Origin of the sequence: Acinetobacter sp. HA, from assembly GCF_000264725.1 — a bacterium.
GTDB classification, from domain to species: domain Bacteria; phylum Pseudomonadota; class Gammaproteobacteria; order Pseudomonadales; family Moraxellaceae; genus Acinetobacter; species Acinetobacter schindleri.
Window position 1 is genome coordinate 1 of the sequence record NZ_AJXD01000036.1, and the last position, 16,915, is coordinate 16,915.

The 16,915-nt window shown below is 45.3% G+C and carries 11 protein-coding genes; 8 read left to right on the top strand and 3 right to left on the bottom strand.

Annotated elements, in window-relative coordinates:
* The first annotated feature begins 367 nt into the window (after nt 1-367).
* Nucleotides 368-2,077 carry a GGDEF domain-containing protein gene (locus HADU_RS07925; protein WP_008305146.1) on the top strand — a complete coding sequence of 570 codons (1,710 nt, stop codon included), beginning with the start codon at nt 368-370 and terminating at the stop codon, nt 2,075-2,077.
* A gap of 146 nt (nt 2,078-2,223) precedes the next feature.
* On the opposite strand, the gene uvrA is transcribed toward HADU_RS07925, so the two are convergent.
* Nucleotides 2,224-5,055, bottom strand: a complete 2,832-nt coding sequence (gene uvrA / locus HADU_RS07930; protein WP_005220621.1) for an excinuclease ABC subunit UvrA — start codon at nt 5,053-5,055, stop codon at nt 2,224-2,226.
* A 346-nt stretch (nt 5,056-5,401) separates the two neighbouring features.
* A complete protein-coding gene (gene tenA / locus HADU_RS07935; RefSeq protein WP_008305148.1) occupies nt 5,402-6,070 on the bottom strand; it encodes a thiaminase II in 669 nt (222 codons plus the stop codon).
* 223 nt (nt 6,071-6,293) lie between these two features.
* Here tenA and HADU_RS07940 point away from each other — a divergent pair, with 223 nt between their 5' ends.
* Nucleotides 6,294-7,382 carry a DUF475 domain-containing protein gene (locus HADU_RS07940; RefSeq protein ID WP_034592551.1) on the top strand — a complete coding sequence of 363 codons (1,089 nt, stop codon included), beginning with the start codon at nt 6,294-6,296 and terminating at the stop codon, nt 7,380-7,382.
* Nucleotides 7,383-7,444: 62 nt separating this feature from the next.
* Here the strand turns inward: HADU_RS07940 and HADU_RS07945 are convergent, their stop codons facing one another.
* Entirely contained in the window at nt 7,445-8,062 is a 618-nt protein-coding gene (locus HADU_RS07945) for a TIGR00730 family Rossman fold protein (protein WP_008305153.1), read from the bottom strand.
* A 319-nt stretch (nt 8,063-8,381) separates the two neighbouring features.
* Between HADU_RS07945 and HADU_RS07950 the strand changes: the two genes are divergently transcribed.
* The 6 genes from HADU_RS07950 to HADU_RS07975 all read left to right on the top strand — a co-directional run bounded on the left by HADU_RS07950 (nt 8,382) and on the right by HADU_RS07975 (nt 16,875).
* The gene (locus HADU_RS07950) at nt 8,382-9,962 is read left to right on the top strand and encodes a TerC family protein (RefSeq protein WP_004810201.1); all 1,581 of its coding nucleotides are present in this window, start codon (nt 8,382-8,384) and stop codon (nt 9,960-9,962) included.
* A gap of 74 nt (nt 9,963-10,036) precedes the next feature.
* Complete coding sequence (locus HADU_RS07955) at nt 10,037-10,513, top strand: YchJ family protein (protein ID WP_004810200.1); 477 nt, start codon at nt 10,037-10,039, stop codon at nt 10,511-10,513.
* A gap of 61 nt (nt 10,514-10,574) precedes the next feature.
* The gene (locus tag HADU_RS07960; RefSeq protein ID WP_008305156.1) at nt 10,575-11,219 is read left to right on the top strand and encodes a trimeric intracellular cation channel family protein; all 645 of its coding nucleotides are present in this window, start codon (nt 10,575-10,577) and stop codon (nt 11,217-11,219) included.
* A gap of 125 nt (nt 11,220-11,344) precedes the next feature.
* Complete coding sequence (locus HADU_RS07965) at nt 11,345-12,664, top strand: MFS transporter (protein ID WP_034592555.1); 1,320 nt, start codon at nt 11,345-11,347, stop codon at nt 12,662-12,664.
* A 165-nt stretch (nt 12,665-12,829) separates the two neighbouring features.
* A complete protein-coding gene (gene parC / locus HADU_RS07970; RefSeq protein WP_008305158.1) occupies nt 12,830-15,049 on the top strand; it encodes a DNA topoisomerase IV subunit A in 2,220 nt (739 codons plus the stop codon).
* 149 nt (nt 15,050-15,198) lie between these two features.
* Nucleotides 15,199-16,875 carry an AMP-binding protein gene (locus HADU_RS07975; protein WP_008305159.1) on the top strand — a complete coding sequence of 559 codons (1,677 nt, stop codon included), beginning with the start codon at nt 15,199-15,201 and terminating at the stop codon, nt 16,873-16,875.
* The last annotated feature ends 40 nt before the right edge of the window (nt 16,876-16,915 follow it).

Genomic DNA, 16,915 nt, shown 5'->3' on the forward strand with positions numbered 1-16,915 from the left:
TGAAAATTGGGGTTTTTTAGCCAAAATTTGCGGGTAAATTAAAATATCTGCTGAGGAAAAATTTAATTCGCCCTAATGCGGTGCATTATGCACTTAATTGTTGCATGTGTAAACAGCAAACAATATGAATTTCAATTTTTTTTGAAACTATTTGATACATCCGCTGGTTATTTGCTGAAATTAAAAAATTTTATTTTAAATATAAGGACATAAATTAGGACCTACATGACTTTTGAGTTCAGTAAAGTTATATAAAAGCATTTAATATAAAGAATTTTTTCTTTCTGAAGAAATGGATTTTTTGTATAATAATTAAGATAAATCAAATACTTTATTAATTATTAGTCTGAGGGCGTACGCTAAGACAATGAATACTCTGCGCTCTGAACAAATCAGTAAACACCTTTATTGCGCAATGTCTGTCATTATTTTATGTCTGCTGTTCATTTGCATTCCTCTCATTGTGAATAGCACTCAAAGTTACCTTAAGGCTGTGCGTACTTCTGACGAATTACATGCCCTGCAAGAAGTTGCCATTCTGGCCAATAAGATTTCCAAGGAAAGAGCCCCTGCCAATAAAGTCCTTTCCAGTACGCCTGAAGAGATTCACCAACGACAACAAGAACTCGAAATTTACCGTAAAGAAGTAGATCAGCAGTTCGAACATACAGCAAAAGTATTACAGCAAGTGGGCTTCCCGCATTTAAGTCAACGTTTGGAAAGTGCGGTTCGACCAAGTCTGGAGCAGGGACGTTTACAGATCGATAGCTATGCAAAAATTCCTTGGGAACAGCGTAATGCTCAAGCACTTGATCAGGCGATTGCTGCAATGTTTAAGGCCTGGGACAATTGTCGTATTATCCTAAAAGGAGTAGTAATTGCTTCTAATACTACCTCTACCTCTACCTCACAAAATAATTTTATTTCTCAGATTTTATTTTTATCTGACTTGAGGGATCAGGCAGGGCGTGCCGCCTCTACAATCATGGCTTATGTGACTTTCGACCAACCGATTCCTGCTGCAAACCTAACCCGTGCCATGCAAGTCCAATATCGGATCCATTATCTTTGGGATTTAATCGGCACATTGCAGCCGGAAGAGGACAAGACTGAAGAATTCAACCGGTTGCATAATGCTGTCGATACGGTATTTATTCAAAAAGGCTTACCGATCGTTTCAAGTCTGGTGGAAGAGAGCATTCAGCAGGTTCCTTATCATTTGACAGGAACAGAACTCACCAATGCGATGGTTGATAAATTTGCTACCGTTGTTGACCTGCAAAGCCATTTACTTGAGTACAGCAATCAGGTTGCAGAGCGGGAAAAATCTTCTCATTTGCAGCAATTGCTCTGGACAGTTTTACTTTCATTTGTGTCTTTAGGAGCAGCAATTGCAACGATGATTTTTGCACGTAAAAGTGTATTTCAGCCGCTGATAGAAGCGCGTCAAATTCTGTTTACGCTTTCGGAAAATGGTGATACCAAAGCTTTATCATCGAATGCCCATACTAAATCTGAATCCTTATTTACTGCCATTCAAAGGTTGCAACAGATGTTGCAGCAACGTGATGCCTTAGAATTCAGGCTTAAAAATATTGCTCATTCCGATCCTTTAACCGGACTGGCGAATCGGTTCGCCCTGGAGGAATACACTCGTTTTCTGGAATCACATCCTTCACAGTTTAGTCAGACGTGTTTGATGATTATTGATATTGATCACTTTAAGCAGGTGAACGATCAGTATGGACACATTATCGGAGATGAAGTCATTCAGTTTGTGGCGCAGTGCCTGAAGGACAATGTCCGTACTTCTGATTTACTGGTACGTTATGGCGGGGATGAATTTCTGGTTCTGATCGAAAATATTGACTTCGATAATGCCCGTAAGATTGCTGATAAGATTCGAAGCGAAGTAGAGGGTGCTTATATTTTAAGTGAAAATGGTGATCAGATTCAGGTCTCGGTCAGTGTGGGGGTGGCGATAGGTGCGCAGTCCTGGATCAGCCTGTTTACCAAAGCGGATAAGGCTTTGTTTGTGGCTAAAGGTCAAGGGCGTAATGCGGTGGCTGAGGTTTAGTTCATATATTTTTAATGTCTTTTACTTTATATATCCATGTTTTTAAAATGAAAAAAACGATGAATAAATCACTGTTTTAGCACAACATCTAATTCTTTAGAATCCGCCCTAACCCTCTTTTAAAAAGAGGGGCTAGGGGAGATTCCTTATTTCAATAACGGCTTTAAGAACCGCGCGGTATGCGAAGTCTTACTCTTTGCCACTTCTTCAGGTGTGCCTTCCGCGATAATCATACCGCCACCTGAACCCCCTTCAGGACCTAAGTCCACGATCCAGTCCGCAGTCTTAATCACATCCAGGTTATGCTCAATCACCACAATGGTATTGCCCTTGTCACGGAGCTGATGCAGGATATCCAGCAATTTGGCAATATCATGGAAATGCAGGCCAGTCGTCGGCTCATCCAGAATATACAGGGTTTGGCCGGTATCACGTTTTGCCAGTTCACGTGCCAGTTTCACCCGCTGTGCTTCACCACCAGAAAGTGTTGTCGCAGACTGACCCAGACGGATATAACCTAAGCCAACCTGATGTAAGGTTTCCAAGCGACGGTGAATCACTGGAATGGCATCGAAGAAATGCATGGCATCTTCAACAGTCATCTCCAGTACATCAGAAATGTTCTTACCTTTGTAATTTACTTCCAGCGTTTCACGGTTATAGCGCTTGCCATGACAGGCATCACAAGGCACATACATATCCGGCAGGAAGTGCATTGCCACCTTGATCATACCGTCGCCTTCGCAGGCCTCACAGCGACCACCTTTCACGTTAAACGAGAAACGGCCGGCTGCATAACCACGTGCCTTGGCTTCCTGTGTTTGTGAAAACAGTTCACGAATCGGAGTAAACAGACCGGTATAAGTCGCTGGGTTGGAACGTGGTGTACGTCCAATTGGACTCTGGTCAATATCTACAACTTTATCCAGGAATTGCAGACCATCAATCGAATCAAATTTCTCTGAGGTCTGAGTGGTTGCACCATTGAGCTGTGTTGCTGCTAGTGGCAACAAGGTCCGGTTAATTAACGTCGATTTACCTGAACCTGATACACCCGTGACACAGGTCATCACCCCTAATGGAATGGTCAGGTCGACATTTTTCAGGTTATGGCCTGCTGCACCCATTAGCCTGATCTGTTCTTCCGGTTTTGGTGGTTGGGTCCGTTTTTTCGGTACTTCAATTTTCAGCTTGCCAGACAGATATTTACCAGTCAGGGAATCTTCATGTTCAGCAAGTTCCTGATAGGTTCCTTCAGCAATCACATGACCGCCATGTACGCCGGCACCTGGACCGATATCAATAATATGGTCGGCGGCACGAATTGCATCTTCATCATGTTCAACGACCAATACCGTATTACCAAGATCCCGCAGACGTACCAAGGTTTGTAGCAGACGGTCGTTATCACGCTGGTGCAGGCCAATCGAGGGTTCATCCAGCACATACATGACACCCATCAGACCGGCACCGATCTGAGAAGCCAGACGGATACGTTGTGCTTCACCACCAGATAAAGTTTCAGCTGAACGGGACAGACTCAGGTAATTTAAACCAACAGACACCAGGAAGTGCAGACGCTCACGGATTTCCTTAAAAATCTTATCGGCAATTTCACCGCGGGCACCTTCAAGATTCAAACCTTGATAGTAGCTTTCGGCGTCACCAATCGACATGCGGGTAATGTCAGCAATGGTCTTGTCCAGAATTTTGACATTACGTGAAATTTCATTCAGACGTGAACCATCGCAGGCATCACAGGCGGCATTGGACAAGTACTGTGCCAGATCATCACGGACATAATTGCTTTCAGTTTCACGATAACGGCGTTCCAAATGCGGCAGTACACCTTCAAAAGCAATCACACGATTATGACGGCGACCGCGTTCATCAATATAACTCAGGTCAATCTTTTCGCGACCGGTTCCATAGAGGAATTTCTTTTTAACATCGGCTTCGAGCTGATTCCATGGCGTATCCAGTGAATAGCCAAAGTGATTGGCGACCTTTTCGATCATGCTGTAATAATATGGACGCTGACGGTCCCAACCCCGGATTGCGCCTTGACTGATACTCAGTTCAGGATTTGGAATCAGTTTATCTGCACTAAAATGGCTACGCGTACCGAGGCCATCACAAACCGGGCAGGCACCAAATGGATTATTGAACGAGAACAGACGTGGTTCCAGTTCCGCCACCGCACGATCACATTTCGGGCAGGAATGTTTGGCTGAGAAAACACGATCTGGCCGTTCGCCTTTCATCCGCGAGACAATGGCAATATCGCCACCCAGACGAAGGGCAGTTTCAAAGCTCTCGGCAATACGGTTACCCAGATCATCACGGACTTTAAAGCGGTCAACCACCACTTCAATGGTATGCTTTTTCTTTTTATCCAGTTCCGGCGGAGGATCAATTTCCATGATCTCGCCATCCACGCGGGCGCGTACAAAACCCTGGCTCTGTAACTGTTCAAATAATGCGGAATATTCACCCTTGCGTTCACGTACAACAGGCGCCAACAGCATCAGGCCAGTACCTTCTTCCAAGCCTTTTACCGCATCCACCATTTCACTCACGGTTTGCGCGACCATCGGCAGGTCATGTTCTGGACAATAAGGTGTACCGACGCGAGCATACAGCAGACGCAGATAGTCATAAATTTCAGTAATAGTCCCCACGGTTGAACGCGGGTTGTGGCTGGTCGACTTCTGCTCGATCGCGATGGCCGGACTTAAGCCTTCTATCGAATCGACTTCCGGTTTTTCCATCTGGGACAGGAACTGGCGTGCATAGGCAGACAATGACTCGACATAGCGGCGCTGACCTTCGGCATACAAGGTATCGAATGCCAGTGAGGACTTACCTGAACCAGACAGTCCCGTAATCACCACAAACTTGTCGCGTGGTATATCAAGGTTCACATTTTTAAGGTTATGGGTACGTGCGCCTCGAATACGGATGTGGCTTTGGCTCATGCAATGATCCTAGAATATTCATCAAAAACCCTTATATGATACCGGATGAAAAATGTTCAAGTGCAAATAAAAGTATTTTAAACGTCAAGTTATGTCGGTGATTGGTCAAAAGATCAGTACCAAAGCAATAAGTTAAAAATGTATGAGATATTTTTTCCGATTAAAATTTTGGCCCTGCTTTTAATAAAAGCATTTGAACATGGATTTAAGCTCTGTAAAAAAACACAGAGTGCGTAGCATTGCGGAGCATCGATCCAAGATAAAAATTAAAATTATTTTGTATTATTTAGAATTTTGTAGAAAAAATAAAAAGCCCCGTATTGAACAGGGCTGAATTCAGCTTGTATCAATCCAGACCAGGCCACTGGCGTTGCTCAAATGCGCTGTCCCAGAACAACCATTCCAGACGCGCTGCATGGGTATAGGCTGTATGCATTTTTTCCAGGGTGTCGGCATCGACACGCGCTGCTACGCGATCCACAGTTGCAATCACATTGCGTACAGCAGTATGGAAATCTTCCCCGGCGTAAGTATCAATCCAGGCCTGATAAAGATTATTGGCTGCGGCCTTATCGACAATATCCTTGCCGACTTCTGCATAAATCCAGAAACATGGCAGCAGGGCTGCCAGCACCACCGGATAGCTTTCGGCCCAGGCAGTTGCCTGCAAATAGGAAGTATAGTGATGGCAGGCCAGAGTCAACGGCGTATCTTCGAACTGGGCTTTGCTGATACCGAAATCCTGCATAAAGCCATTATGCAGGCTGCGCTCGACCACAATCGCAATTTTAGCCGCTTCACTAAACTGGATCACATCATCAGCCTCAAAGGCTTTGGCGGCACAGACTGCCAGTGCACGGCCATAGGCCAGCAAATAATGCGCATCCTGAATCACATAATGACTGAAGGCATCACGGCTCAATGTGCCTTGTGCCAGCTGCTGGTTAAAAGGCAGGGCCAGGGTCTTTTGATAAAGTTCGAGGTTACGTTGCCATACGTCTTGAGAGAAACTCATACTGAAATCCTGAGCAGTTGAAGTCAAAGCATGCAGCACTATAGCAAAGATCGACCCGTTGAAAAGATCGATAGATTTGAAAAGCAGAAAATACGCAAAAAATGGTTCAGGAAGTGCTTTGGTTTATGCGGCAAAAGTTTCATAATTGAGACAAGTTTTAGTCTTGGTATTTCCCTACAATAAAAGAAATACACTCAATGAAATTTATCTAAGGTCGATTTGTATGTTGAAACATTTTGGTTTCTCAATCGCATTTTCGATCGTGTGCCTTGGTTTGTCTGCTTATTGGGGTTATACCCATGGTCCGGAAGCGGGCCTGCAAACCATGTTCACAGCACTGACCATTACCGCCATTCTGGCGATTATGGAAGTGTCGTTGTCCTTCGATAACGCGGTTGTCAATGCCTCTGTTCTGCGTGGCTGGGATCATTTCTGGAAAATGCTATTCCTGACAGTGGGTATTCTGATTGCAGTTTTCGGGATGCGTCTGATCTTCCCGGTGGTCATTGTTGCAGTGACTGCAGACCTGGGCTTTATGGAAGTGGTACGTCTGGCCCTGAATGATCCAAAAGAATATTCAGCGCGTTTGATGGCGCATCATCCTGAAATTGCGGCATTTGGTGGTGCCTTCCTGTTGATGGTATTCCTGAATTTCTTCCTGGATGAAGAAAAGGATACCCACTGGTTCAGACGAGTAGAACGCCGTTTATCCAACCTGGCCAGTGTTCCGGCGATGTCGGTCTTTATTGCACTGGTGGCCTTGTTAATCATGGCAGCCAATGTCGATGAAGCCAAGCGTCTGGTCGTGACCATGGCGGGAATCTGGGGCATCGTGATTTATATCGGGGTGCAGGTGCTGAGCCATATGCTCGGTGGTGAACCGGAAGTCGATGAAGAAGGCAATGCCATTCGTCATGATGAAAATGGCGTACCGACGGGTGTAGTGAAAGCCGGTATTGGTGGTTTCCTCTATTTAGAAGTTCTGGATGCCTCGTTCAGTTTTGATGGCGTGATAGGTGCCTTTGCGATTACCTCAGACGTGGTGATCATCATGCTCGGTCTGGCAATTGGTGCGATCTTTGTTCGTTCAATGACGATTTATCTGGTTGAGCAGGGCACATTGGATGCCTATATCTATCTGGAACATGGTGCGCATTATGCGATTGGTGCCTTGGCTTTCATTATGATTGCCAGCGGAACCGGCCTGCATGTACCAGAATTGGTGACCGGTCTGATCGGTGTGGCCTTTATTGTCTGGGCAGTGATTGCCTCGATTCAGTACAAGAAGCGTCAGGCAGCTTTAGACAAATAAAGTGCTGACCCTGAATGAAAAGCGTAGCTTCGGCTGCGCTTTTTTATTTTTTAGATCAGCATTTAAATTGCAAACTGTTTTGGACTATCCAGATTTTTCAGGGCATTAAAGATATGTGCAGAATGTTCGCAGACAATTAGTTTGGCACGATGCTGGGGTGGCAGGAAGCCTTCATTCACGGCATGATCCAGCTGGGCAATGAGTGGATCATAAAAGTTATTCACGTTGTATAGCATCATTGGTTTCTGGTGCTGGTTCAACTGTCCCCAAGTCGCAATTTCCAGAATTTCCTCAAAAGTGCCTAGTCCACCTGGCAGAGCAACGAAGGCACAGGCACGTTCTGCCATTAACGCTTTGCGTTCATGCATGGACTGCACAATATGCAGTTCAGTCAGCTTGCTATGCGCAATTTCATAATCCAGCATAAACTCGGGAATCACACCTACAGCTTCACCGCCATGTTCAATCATGGCATCAGCGACCTGACCCATCAGGCCGATGCTGGCACCACCGTAGACCAGACCAAAGCCTTGCTGGGCCAGACTCTGTACAAGCTGAATAGCTTTTTCCTGATAAATAGGATTATTGCCAGCACGTGAACCACAATATAGGGCAACGAGCGGGCGGGTAGTGCGGGGAGATTTGTTTTTATGTTCAGTCATTTTAATTACGCTAGTCATGTCTCTCTTTCACCTTATCATTTTTTAATTTGTTACTACAACATATATTAAAAATATGACAATTCTATGCATCATTCTTGCCAATCTTGAAGTCAAGAGTCAGTAAGCTTAAACCAAAGCATGAAAACTGGTAAATTTCATTTTGAACTTGCTATACTGAAAATCTGTCTTACTACAATAGAAATCACATGGGTAGTCGAAGTTGGCGCTTTAACCAGATAAAACGTCACCATATCAAGTGTTTAAATAAAATTGGACATAGTTCCGCGCTACGCAGCAGCATTGCATATCTTTCCACTGATCTACAGGAGAGAATGCAATGATTTTCGAATGGATGTCAGATCCTTCTGCCTGGATTGGCCTGCTAACTCTGATTGTGCTGGAAATTGTTCTGGGCATCGATAACCTGGTCTTTATTGCAATTCTTGCTGAAAAACTGCCGCCAGAACAACGTAATACCGCCCGAATTGTAGGTTTGACCCTGGCCCTGGTCATGCGTCTGATCCTGCTGGCCTCTATTGCCTGGGTAGTCACGCTGACTGAACCGTTCTTCTATATTTTTGATCATCCATTTTCCGGACGTGACCTGATTCTGCTGTTTGGTGGGGTATTCCTGTTATTTAAGGGCACCATGGAATTACATGAGCGCCTTGAAGCCAAGCCAGTGGTCAAAGAAGAAAATCCGGTGCATGCCGTGTTCTGGATGGTGATCGTTCAGATCGTGGTGCTGGATGCCGTGTTCTCACTCGACAGTGTGATTACTGCTGTGGGTATGGTCAAAGACCTGTCGGTAATGATGATTGCAGTGATTATCGCTGTCGGCATCATGCTATGGGCTTCCAAGGCCTTGATGGATTTTGTGAATCGTCATCCTACTGTGGTCATCCTTTGTCTCGGCTTCCTGATGATGATCGGTTTCTCGCTGGTGGTTGAAGGTTTCGGCTTCCATATTCCAAAAGGCTACCTGTACGCAGCGATTGGTTTTTCGGTCATTGTCGAATTTATTAACCAGACCATGAAACGCAATCAGGAAAAAATGGTGACAACTACAGATCTGCGTTATCGCACTGCTTCAGCCGTGATGCGTATGCTCGGTGGTAAACCTGCTCAGGATAATGCTGCTTCTGAGCCGGTAGATGTACTGGCAACGCGTGCCTTTGCTGACGAAGTGTTTAATGATGATGAAAATGGCGTTTATCACAGTGTGATGGTGCAGGGCGTACTCGGCCTGTCTGAACGTCCGGTGAAGTCGGTGATGACCCCGCGTCCTGAACTGGAATGGATTGATCTGGATGAAGATGAAGCTATCATTAAGGCCCATCTGTTGCAGATGAGTCATTCACGTCTGATCGTGGCACGTGGTGAGCTGGACAATATTGCTGGTGTAGTACTGACCCATAAAGTGCTAAACGAATATATCGAAACAGGTGTACTTGATTTCGAAAAACATCTACGTGAACCGGTAATTGTGCATGAAAATGCTCAGGTACTGATGGTGATGGACCAGTTGCGTCAGGCGCCGCTACAAATGGCGATTGTGCTGAACGAGTATGGTTCGATCGAAGGGATTGCAACACCGATTGATGTGCTTGAAGCCATTGCCGGTGAATTCCCGGATGAAGATGAAATGGAAACCGCCGCTGAAAGTCTGCATGACGGTAGCCTGTTGCTGGAAGGTTCAACCGATATCCGTCATGTATCCTTGCTGATTGGCCGTGATCTGGTGGATGAATCAGAAGAATATTCGACGCTGTCGGGCTATATTTTATTCCACCTTGGCCGTCTGCCTGAAAATGGTGAGAAGTTCGAAGCCGATGGTCATATCTTTGAAGTCGTGACAATGGATGGTCATAAGATCGAAAAAGTCCATATTATTCCGCAAGAACAAAACAAGAATTGAGTTCTGCCTCAGGTATGCGCTGAATTTTGCTAAAATAGCCCGCATCGTCGGGCTATTTTTTTTGGAATTCATTTTTGGAACTTACCCTCTCAGTAGCATGTCCATGTGGACTGGGCATTTATGAAAGCTGTTGTCAGCCACTGCATCAAGGCAAGCGAATTGCACAGACAGCCGAACAGTTGATGCGTTCACGTTATAGTGCCTTTGCCAAACAGGAAATTAACTATATCCAGCAGACGACCGCATTGGGACAGCAAAGGTTTTTAGATATGGCTGCAATTGCCGAGTGGAGCAGGACCAATCAATGGCTGAAACTGGAAATCGTGCAAACCAATGAAAAACTAGATAAATGTCATGCAATGGTCGAGTTCAAGGCACATTTTCATGATGGCACACAGGCACAAATTCATCATGAAGCGTCCCATTTCGTCAAAGTAAAAGGCTGCTGGTATTTTCTCGATCTGACCACAGATCAACAATTTACAATGAAGCAAGCCTGCATTTGCGGTTCAGGGAAAAAATTTAAGCTATGTTGTGCGCAATTTTTGTAACTTTCACATAGATTTGCCTTAGAATAGCCGCCATCTCAAAGCCTCAGGTGGAAGCAGGGCGATGTTGTTGACCGTAATCTATATTATTGCCATTACCGCAGAAGCGATGACCGGTGCTTTATCCGCTGGACGGCGCAGCATGGACTGGTTTGGGGTCGTGATCATTGCCTGTGTTACGGCACTGGGAGGTGGTTCGGTTCGCGATGTGCTGCTTGGTCACTATCCACTAACCTGGGTCAAGCATCCTGAATATCTGGTGCTGACCTGCTGTGCGGCTTTTGTCACCATTCTGATTGCCAAATGGATGCGTCATTTACGTAACATCTTCCTGGTGCTGGATGCTTTGGGCCTGATTGGTTTCACCATCATCGGTTGCCAGATCGCATTAGAAATGGGACATGGTTTTGTGGTCAGTGCCGTAGCTGGTGTCCTGACGGGTGTCTCCGGCGGTATTCTGCGTGACATTCTGTGTAATGATGTGCCGCTGGTGTTCCGTCGTGAACTGTATGCCAGTATTTCCTTCGTTGCGGTAATCTTCTACTGGCTTTGTAGCCACGCAGGTCTGTCGCTTGAGCTGACCATCATTTCTACCTTGATCTTCGGTTTTAGCCTGCGCCTGATCGCCATTTACTTTGGCCTGGAAATGCCAAAATTTATCTATAAAGATGATGATGAACAATCCGCATCATCTAAGGATGAATCATAAAACACGATTTTCAGATGAGCGAGGCAGAATAGCCTCGTTTCTGCATTCAATCGTAGTATAAAAATAGGATGAATGCTTCTGCTTTCCGTGCAGTTTCTCCCGAATCACATATCAGAGATTTACTTATGGACCTAGTTTCCCGGATTCAGCGCTTACCTGTAGGCAGGTTTCACTATATGTTGCTGGTCGTGATTGGTTTAGGCTGGATGTTCGACGCCATGGACACCGGACTGATTTCCTTCATTCTGGCCAAAATGGCAGAAGACTGGCAGATGACCCCTGACCAGAAAAGCTGGGTAGTTTCAATCGGTTTTATCGGGATGGCAATTGGGGCAATCTGTTCTGGCGGTCTGGCAGACCGTTATGGCCGTAAAACCATATTCGCTTTAACACTGGTGATCTATAGTCTGGCAACCGCGGCTTGTGCCTTTGCACCGAACCTGACCTGGTTACTGGTCTTCCGCTTTATTGTCGGCTTGGGTTTGGGTGGCCAGTTACCGGTTGCGGTAACGCTAGTCAGTGAATATATTCCGGCGCAGGTGCGTGGCCGTTTTATTGTTTTACTGGAAAGTTTCTGGGGATTGGGCTGGCTCTGTGCAGCCTTGATTTCTTATTTTGTGATTCCGAAATTTGACTGGCATACCGCCTTTTTAATCGGTGGTATTCCTGCACTGTATGCAATTGTGATCTGGAAATTCGTTCCGGAATCGATTCCCTTCCTGATCAACCGTGGCCGTATCGATGAAGCGCATGCCTTGGTGAAAAAGATTGAAGCCAAGTGTGGGGTAGAGGTATTGGAAATCTTCCAGGTTCAACCTGTGGCCGAAAAACAGACGATTTCTTTTGCTCAGCTCTGGTCAGGTATATTTGCCCGCCGTACCTTAATGCTGTGGTTGATCTGGTTCGGCATTATCTTCTCTTACTATGGTATTTTTACCTGGTTGCCAAGTCTGTTAGTGAAGGAAGGCTATACCATCGTACAGTCTTTTGAATATGTACTGATCATGATTCTGGCGCAGTTGCCAGGCTATCTGGTTGCAGCATGGCTGGTAGAAAAACTTGGACGTAAGGCAACATTGGCTGGCTTTATTGGCATGTGTGCCGTATCTGCCTATTTCTTTGGTCAGTCCGGCAGTGTCACCGAAATCGTGATCTGGGGCTGTTTGATGTCCTTCTTTAATCTCGGTGCTTGGGGTGTACTCTATACCTATACGCCAGAACAGTACCCCACCAATATTCGCGCCTTTGGTTCGGGCTGGGCAGGGGCAATCGGCCGGATTGGTGGTATTGTTGCGCCATTTGCAGTGACCCATCTGATGGTCATGCCGAGCGGCTTCAGCTATGTCTTTACCATGTTTACCGTGGTCCTGATTGCTGTAGCTGTGGTGATCTTGGTACTGGGTGAAGAAACCAAAGGTCGGACTTTAGAATCCTTGAGTCAATAAAGATGGTGATTTTTTAGTTGCTTAGGGCGTTTAAAGTGGATATTTTTACGCCATAAGACACGATTTGTCGCACTGTGTACTGTACTGCCCTTGTGCAGTCAGGCAGTGCGACTTAGCATAAGAAACATTGATACAAAAACGAAATTTTTAGGATTATAGGTTGTTATGACAAGCCTTGCGCATCATGCGACAGAAAACCGTTCCGTAGCAGAATTTACCGAACAGGCCTACCTCAACTACGCCATGTACGTCATCATGGATCGTGCACTGCCACACATCAGTGACGGTCTGAAACCGGTACAGCGCCGTATTGTTTATGCCATGAGTGAGTTGGGGCTCAAGTGGACCAGCAAACCGAAGAAATCTGCACGTACTGTGGGTGATGTACTGGGCAAATACCATCCACATGGCGACTCAGCCTGCTATGAAGCGATGGTGCTGATGGCACAGCCGTTCAGTTACCGTTATCCGTTTATTGAGGGGCAGGGCAACTGGGGTTCACCAGATGATCCAAAGTCTTTCGCGGCGATGCGATATACCGAAGCCAAACTGTCACAATATAGTGAATTATTGCTTTCTGAGTTGGGTCAAGGCACCTGTGATTGGCAGGACAACTTCGACGGTTCGATGAAAGAGCCAGTCAATCTGCCGGCACGCGTACCGAACATCTTGTTGAATGGTACCACGGGTATTGCTGTGGGTATGGCAACCGATATTCCACCACATAACCTGCGTGAAGTGGTCAAAGGTACAATTGCACTGATTCGCAATCCGAACCTGACCGATGTCAAAGTAGCTGAATATATTCCAGGACCGGACTTACCAACCAAAGCAGAAATTATTACTCCACCGACTGAATTGCTGAAAATGCAAACGACAGGTCGTGGTAGTTACCGTATGCGTGCCGTATATACGGTTGAAAAAAACGAGATCGTGATTACTGAATTGCCCTATCAGGTGTCTGGTTCCAAAATCATTACCCAGATTGCAGACCAGATGCAGGCGAAGAAACTGCCTTTAGTCACAGATGTGCGTGATGAATCCGATCATGAAAATCCGACCCGTCTGGTCATTGTGTTGCGTTCAAATCGTATCGATGCTGAATCGGTAATGAGTCATCTGTTCGCAACCACCGATCTTGAATCCAGCTATCGCGTCAATATGAATATGATTGGTGCGGATGGTCGACCGCAGGTGAAATCGATCCGTCGTATTTTGCTGGAATGGATTGAAATCCGTAAGACCACCGTGACCCGTCGTCTGCAATTCCATCTGAATAAAATCGAGAAACGCTTACATATTTTGGGTGGCTTGATCATTGCCTACTTGAATATTGATGAAGTGATTCAGATCATCCGTGAAGAAGATCAGCCCAGACCGGTGCTGATGCAACGATTCGGTATTGATGAAATTCAGGCAGAAGCCATTTTAGAACTCAAGTTGCGCCATTTGGCCAAGCTTGAAGAAATGGAAATGCGCCGTGAGCAGGAAGAGTTAGAAGCCAAGGCAGCTGAAATCCGTGAGCAACTGGCCAATCCAGAATCTTTAAAGAATTTGATCATCAATGAACTCAAAGATGATGCCAAGAAATTTGGTGATGACCGTCGCTCACCAATTGTTGAACGTGCTGAAGCTGCGGCAATTGATGAAACTGAAATGCTGCCTGCTGATCCGGTGACCGTAGTCCTGTCTGAAGCAGGCTGGATCCGCTGTGCCAAAGGCCATGAAGTGGATGCCGAAAACCTGAACTTCCGTGCAGGGGATCAGTACTTGAGTCATGCCCAAGGCAAATCTAATCAGCGTGTTTATGTACTGGATGATACGGGGCGCAGTTATGCCTTGGCCATCAACAGTCTGCCGTCTGCGCGAGGATTAGGTGAACCACTGAGTTCAAAACTTTCTCCTGCAAGTGGCGTCGGTTTTAAACAGGTTCTGGTTGCCGAAGATGAGGCAGAAATCCTGGCAATCAGCAGCAAAGGTTATGGTTTCAAGACCCAAGCCAAGCAGCTGGATACCAATGCCAAGGCGGGCAAGGCATTCCTGACTGTGCCGGAAGGTGCGCAGGCAATGAATCTGCAGCCACTTGAAGACAAAACTCATCTGGCATTGCTCAGCTCTGCAGGTCGTCTATTAATTGTTGATTTGACTGAATTACCTGTGTTGAATAAAGGCAAAGGTAATAAATTGATACAACTTGAAGATAAAGATCAGATTTTGTCCATGACAGCCTTGAGTTTAGATGAAATAATTCAAGTGCTTGCAGGACAACAGCAAATAAAATTAAAAGGGGATGATCTGCAAAAGTACATCGGCAAACGCGGTTCGAAAGGACAGCTTTTACCACGCGGATATCAAAAAGCAAATAAACTGTTGATTCAAAGATAAGACTAGCATCCATCAATCGAAATACGTTATATATGAACAACGATTCGACAAGATGGATGCATTATTGCGCATAAACAAGTTAAAAAATTAGCGCAATATTGAAAAAAACAGTTGAGATTCTAAGGATTATGATTGGAGAGAATGGCATTATGGAAAAGATTTGGTTCGCTGAATACGAGAAAACAGGGATTCCACGCACTGTAGAACTGCCACCAGAAAACACTTCATTAGTTGATATTTTTGAGCGTAATTTCCAGAAGTTTGGCTCACGTGATGCCTTTATCTTTATGGATAAAGTAATGACGTTTAATGAGCTGGAAGAAGCTAGTCGTAAATTTGCAACATATTTACAGAGCTTGGGGCTTGCAAAAGGTACACGCGTGGCAGTCATGATGCCAAACGTGTTGCAATATCCGGTCGTGGCATTGGGCGTATTCCGTGCTGGTCTGGTATTGGTCAATGTAAATCCACTTTATACTTCACGTGAACTTGAGCATCAGTTAAATGACTCTGGTACAGAAGTACTGGTGATCATTGAAAACTTCGCTTCTGTATATCAAGCAATTATTGGCAAAACACCAGTGAAGCACGTCGTTGTTGCTTCTGTAGGTGATATGCTGGGTGCACTTAAAGGTACGCTAGTTAATTTTGTGCTACGTTCTGTACGTAAACAGATTCCAGCATGGGATATTCCAGGTCACATCAAGTTCAATGCTGCGCTGAACAAAGTCAGCCCAACGAACTATAAACGTCCTGAACTGACTTTAAGTGATACTGCTGTACTGCAATATACTGGTGGTACGACAGGTGTTTCTAAAGGTGCTGAACTGACACATCGCAACCTGGTTGCAAACATGCTGCAATGTGATGGTATTTTCCAGAGCAAATTCGGTGCACAAGATGGCCAGCCAGATGACCGTATTTTCTGTGCTCTACCGTTGTACCATATCTTTGCATTCATGGTGTGTGCACTGTACGGTATGTATAAAGGTCAAGCCAATGTTCTGATTCCAAATCCGCGTGATCTGCCTGCGGTAATTAAAGAATTACGTAAATACCAGCCGACGTTCTTCCCGGCAGTGAATACTTTATTCAATGCATTGATCAATAATGAAGACTTCAAACAGCTGGATCACAGTCGTCTGAAAATGGCGATGGGTGGTGGTATGGCAGTGCTGCCTTCTACTGCAGAAGCATGGAAGAAAGTTACAGGCACTAACATCATCGAAGGTTATGGTTTATCAGAAACTTCTCCGGTTGCAACTGCAAACCCGCCTGCATCTGAAGAATTTAGCGGCACCATTGGTATTCCATTGCCGTTGACTGAAGTTGCAATTTTAGATGACGATGGCAATGAAGTACCATTGGGCGAGCAGGGCGAGATTTCGATCCGTGGTCCTCAGGTGATGAAGGGTTACTGGAACCGTCAGGATGAAACTGACAAAGTCATGATTAATGGTTACTTCCGTACCGGTGATATCGGTGTGATGAACGATCGTGGTTATGTGAAGATTGTAGACCGTAAAAAAGACATGATTCTGGTATCTGGTTTCAACGTTTATCCTTCAGAGATTGAAGAAATCGTTGCGAAACATCCAAAAGTGCTGGAAGTGGCTGCTATTGGTGTACCAGATGAGAAATCAGGTGAAGTGCCTAAACTGTTCGTGGTGAAAAAAGATCCATCTTTAACAACTGAAGAAGTTCTGGCATTCGCAAAAGAAAATCTGACAGGTTACAAGCGTCCGCGTTATGTAGAATTCCTGGATGAATTGCCAAAATCTAACGTAGGTAAAATCCTGCGTAAAGATCTACGCAAAACAGCTTAAAAGCTGTGTAAAAAAAGCGCCTTTGATAGGCGCTTTTTTA

Excerpts from the sequence above, each read along its gene's own strand:
- uvrA (WP_005220621.1), bottom strand. The coding sequence starts at position 5,055 with ATGAGCCAAAGCCACATCCGTATTCGAGGCGCACGTACCCATAACCTT.
- HADU_RS07945 (WP_008305153.1), bottom strand. The coding sequence starts at position 8,062 with ATGACTAGCGTAATTAAAATGACTGAACATAAAAACAAATCTCCCCGC.
- HADU_RS07940 (WP_034592551.1), top strand. The coding sequence starts at position 6,294 with ATGTTGAAACATTTTGGTTTCTCAATCGCATTTTCGATCGTGTGCCTT.
- HADU_RS07950 (WP_004810201.1), top strand. The coding sequence starts at position 8,382 with ATGATTTTCGAATGGATGTCAGATCCTTCTGCCTGGATTGGCCTGCTA.
- HADU_RS07975 (WP_008305159.1), top strand. The coding sequence starts at position 15,199 with ATGGAAAAGATTTGGTTCGCTGAATACGAGAAAACAGGGATTCCACGC.
- HADU_RS07965 (WP_034592555.1), top strand. The coding sequence starts at position 11,345 with ATGGACCTAGTTTCCCGGATTCAGCGCTTACCTGTAGGCAGGTTTCAC.
- tenA (WP_008305148.1), bottom strand. The coding sequence starts at position 6,070 with ATGAGTTTCTCTCAAGACGTATGGCAACGTAACCTCGAACTTTATCAA.
- HADU_RS07925 (WP_008305146.1), top strand. The coding sequence starts at position 368 with ATGAATACTCTGCGCTCTGAACAAATCAGTAAACACCTTTATTGCGCA.
- parC (WP_008305158.1), top strand. The coding sequence starts at position 12,830 with ATGACAAGCCTTGCGCATCATGCGACAGAAAACCGTTCCGTAGCAGAA.
- HADU_RS07960 (WP_008305156.1), top strand. The coding sequence starts at position 10,575 with ATGTTGTTGACCGTAATCTATATTATTGCCATTACCGCAGAAGCGATG.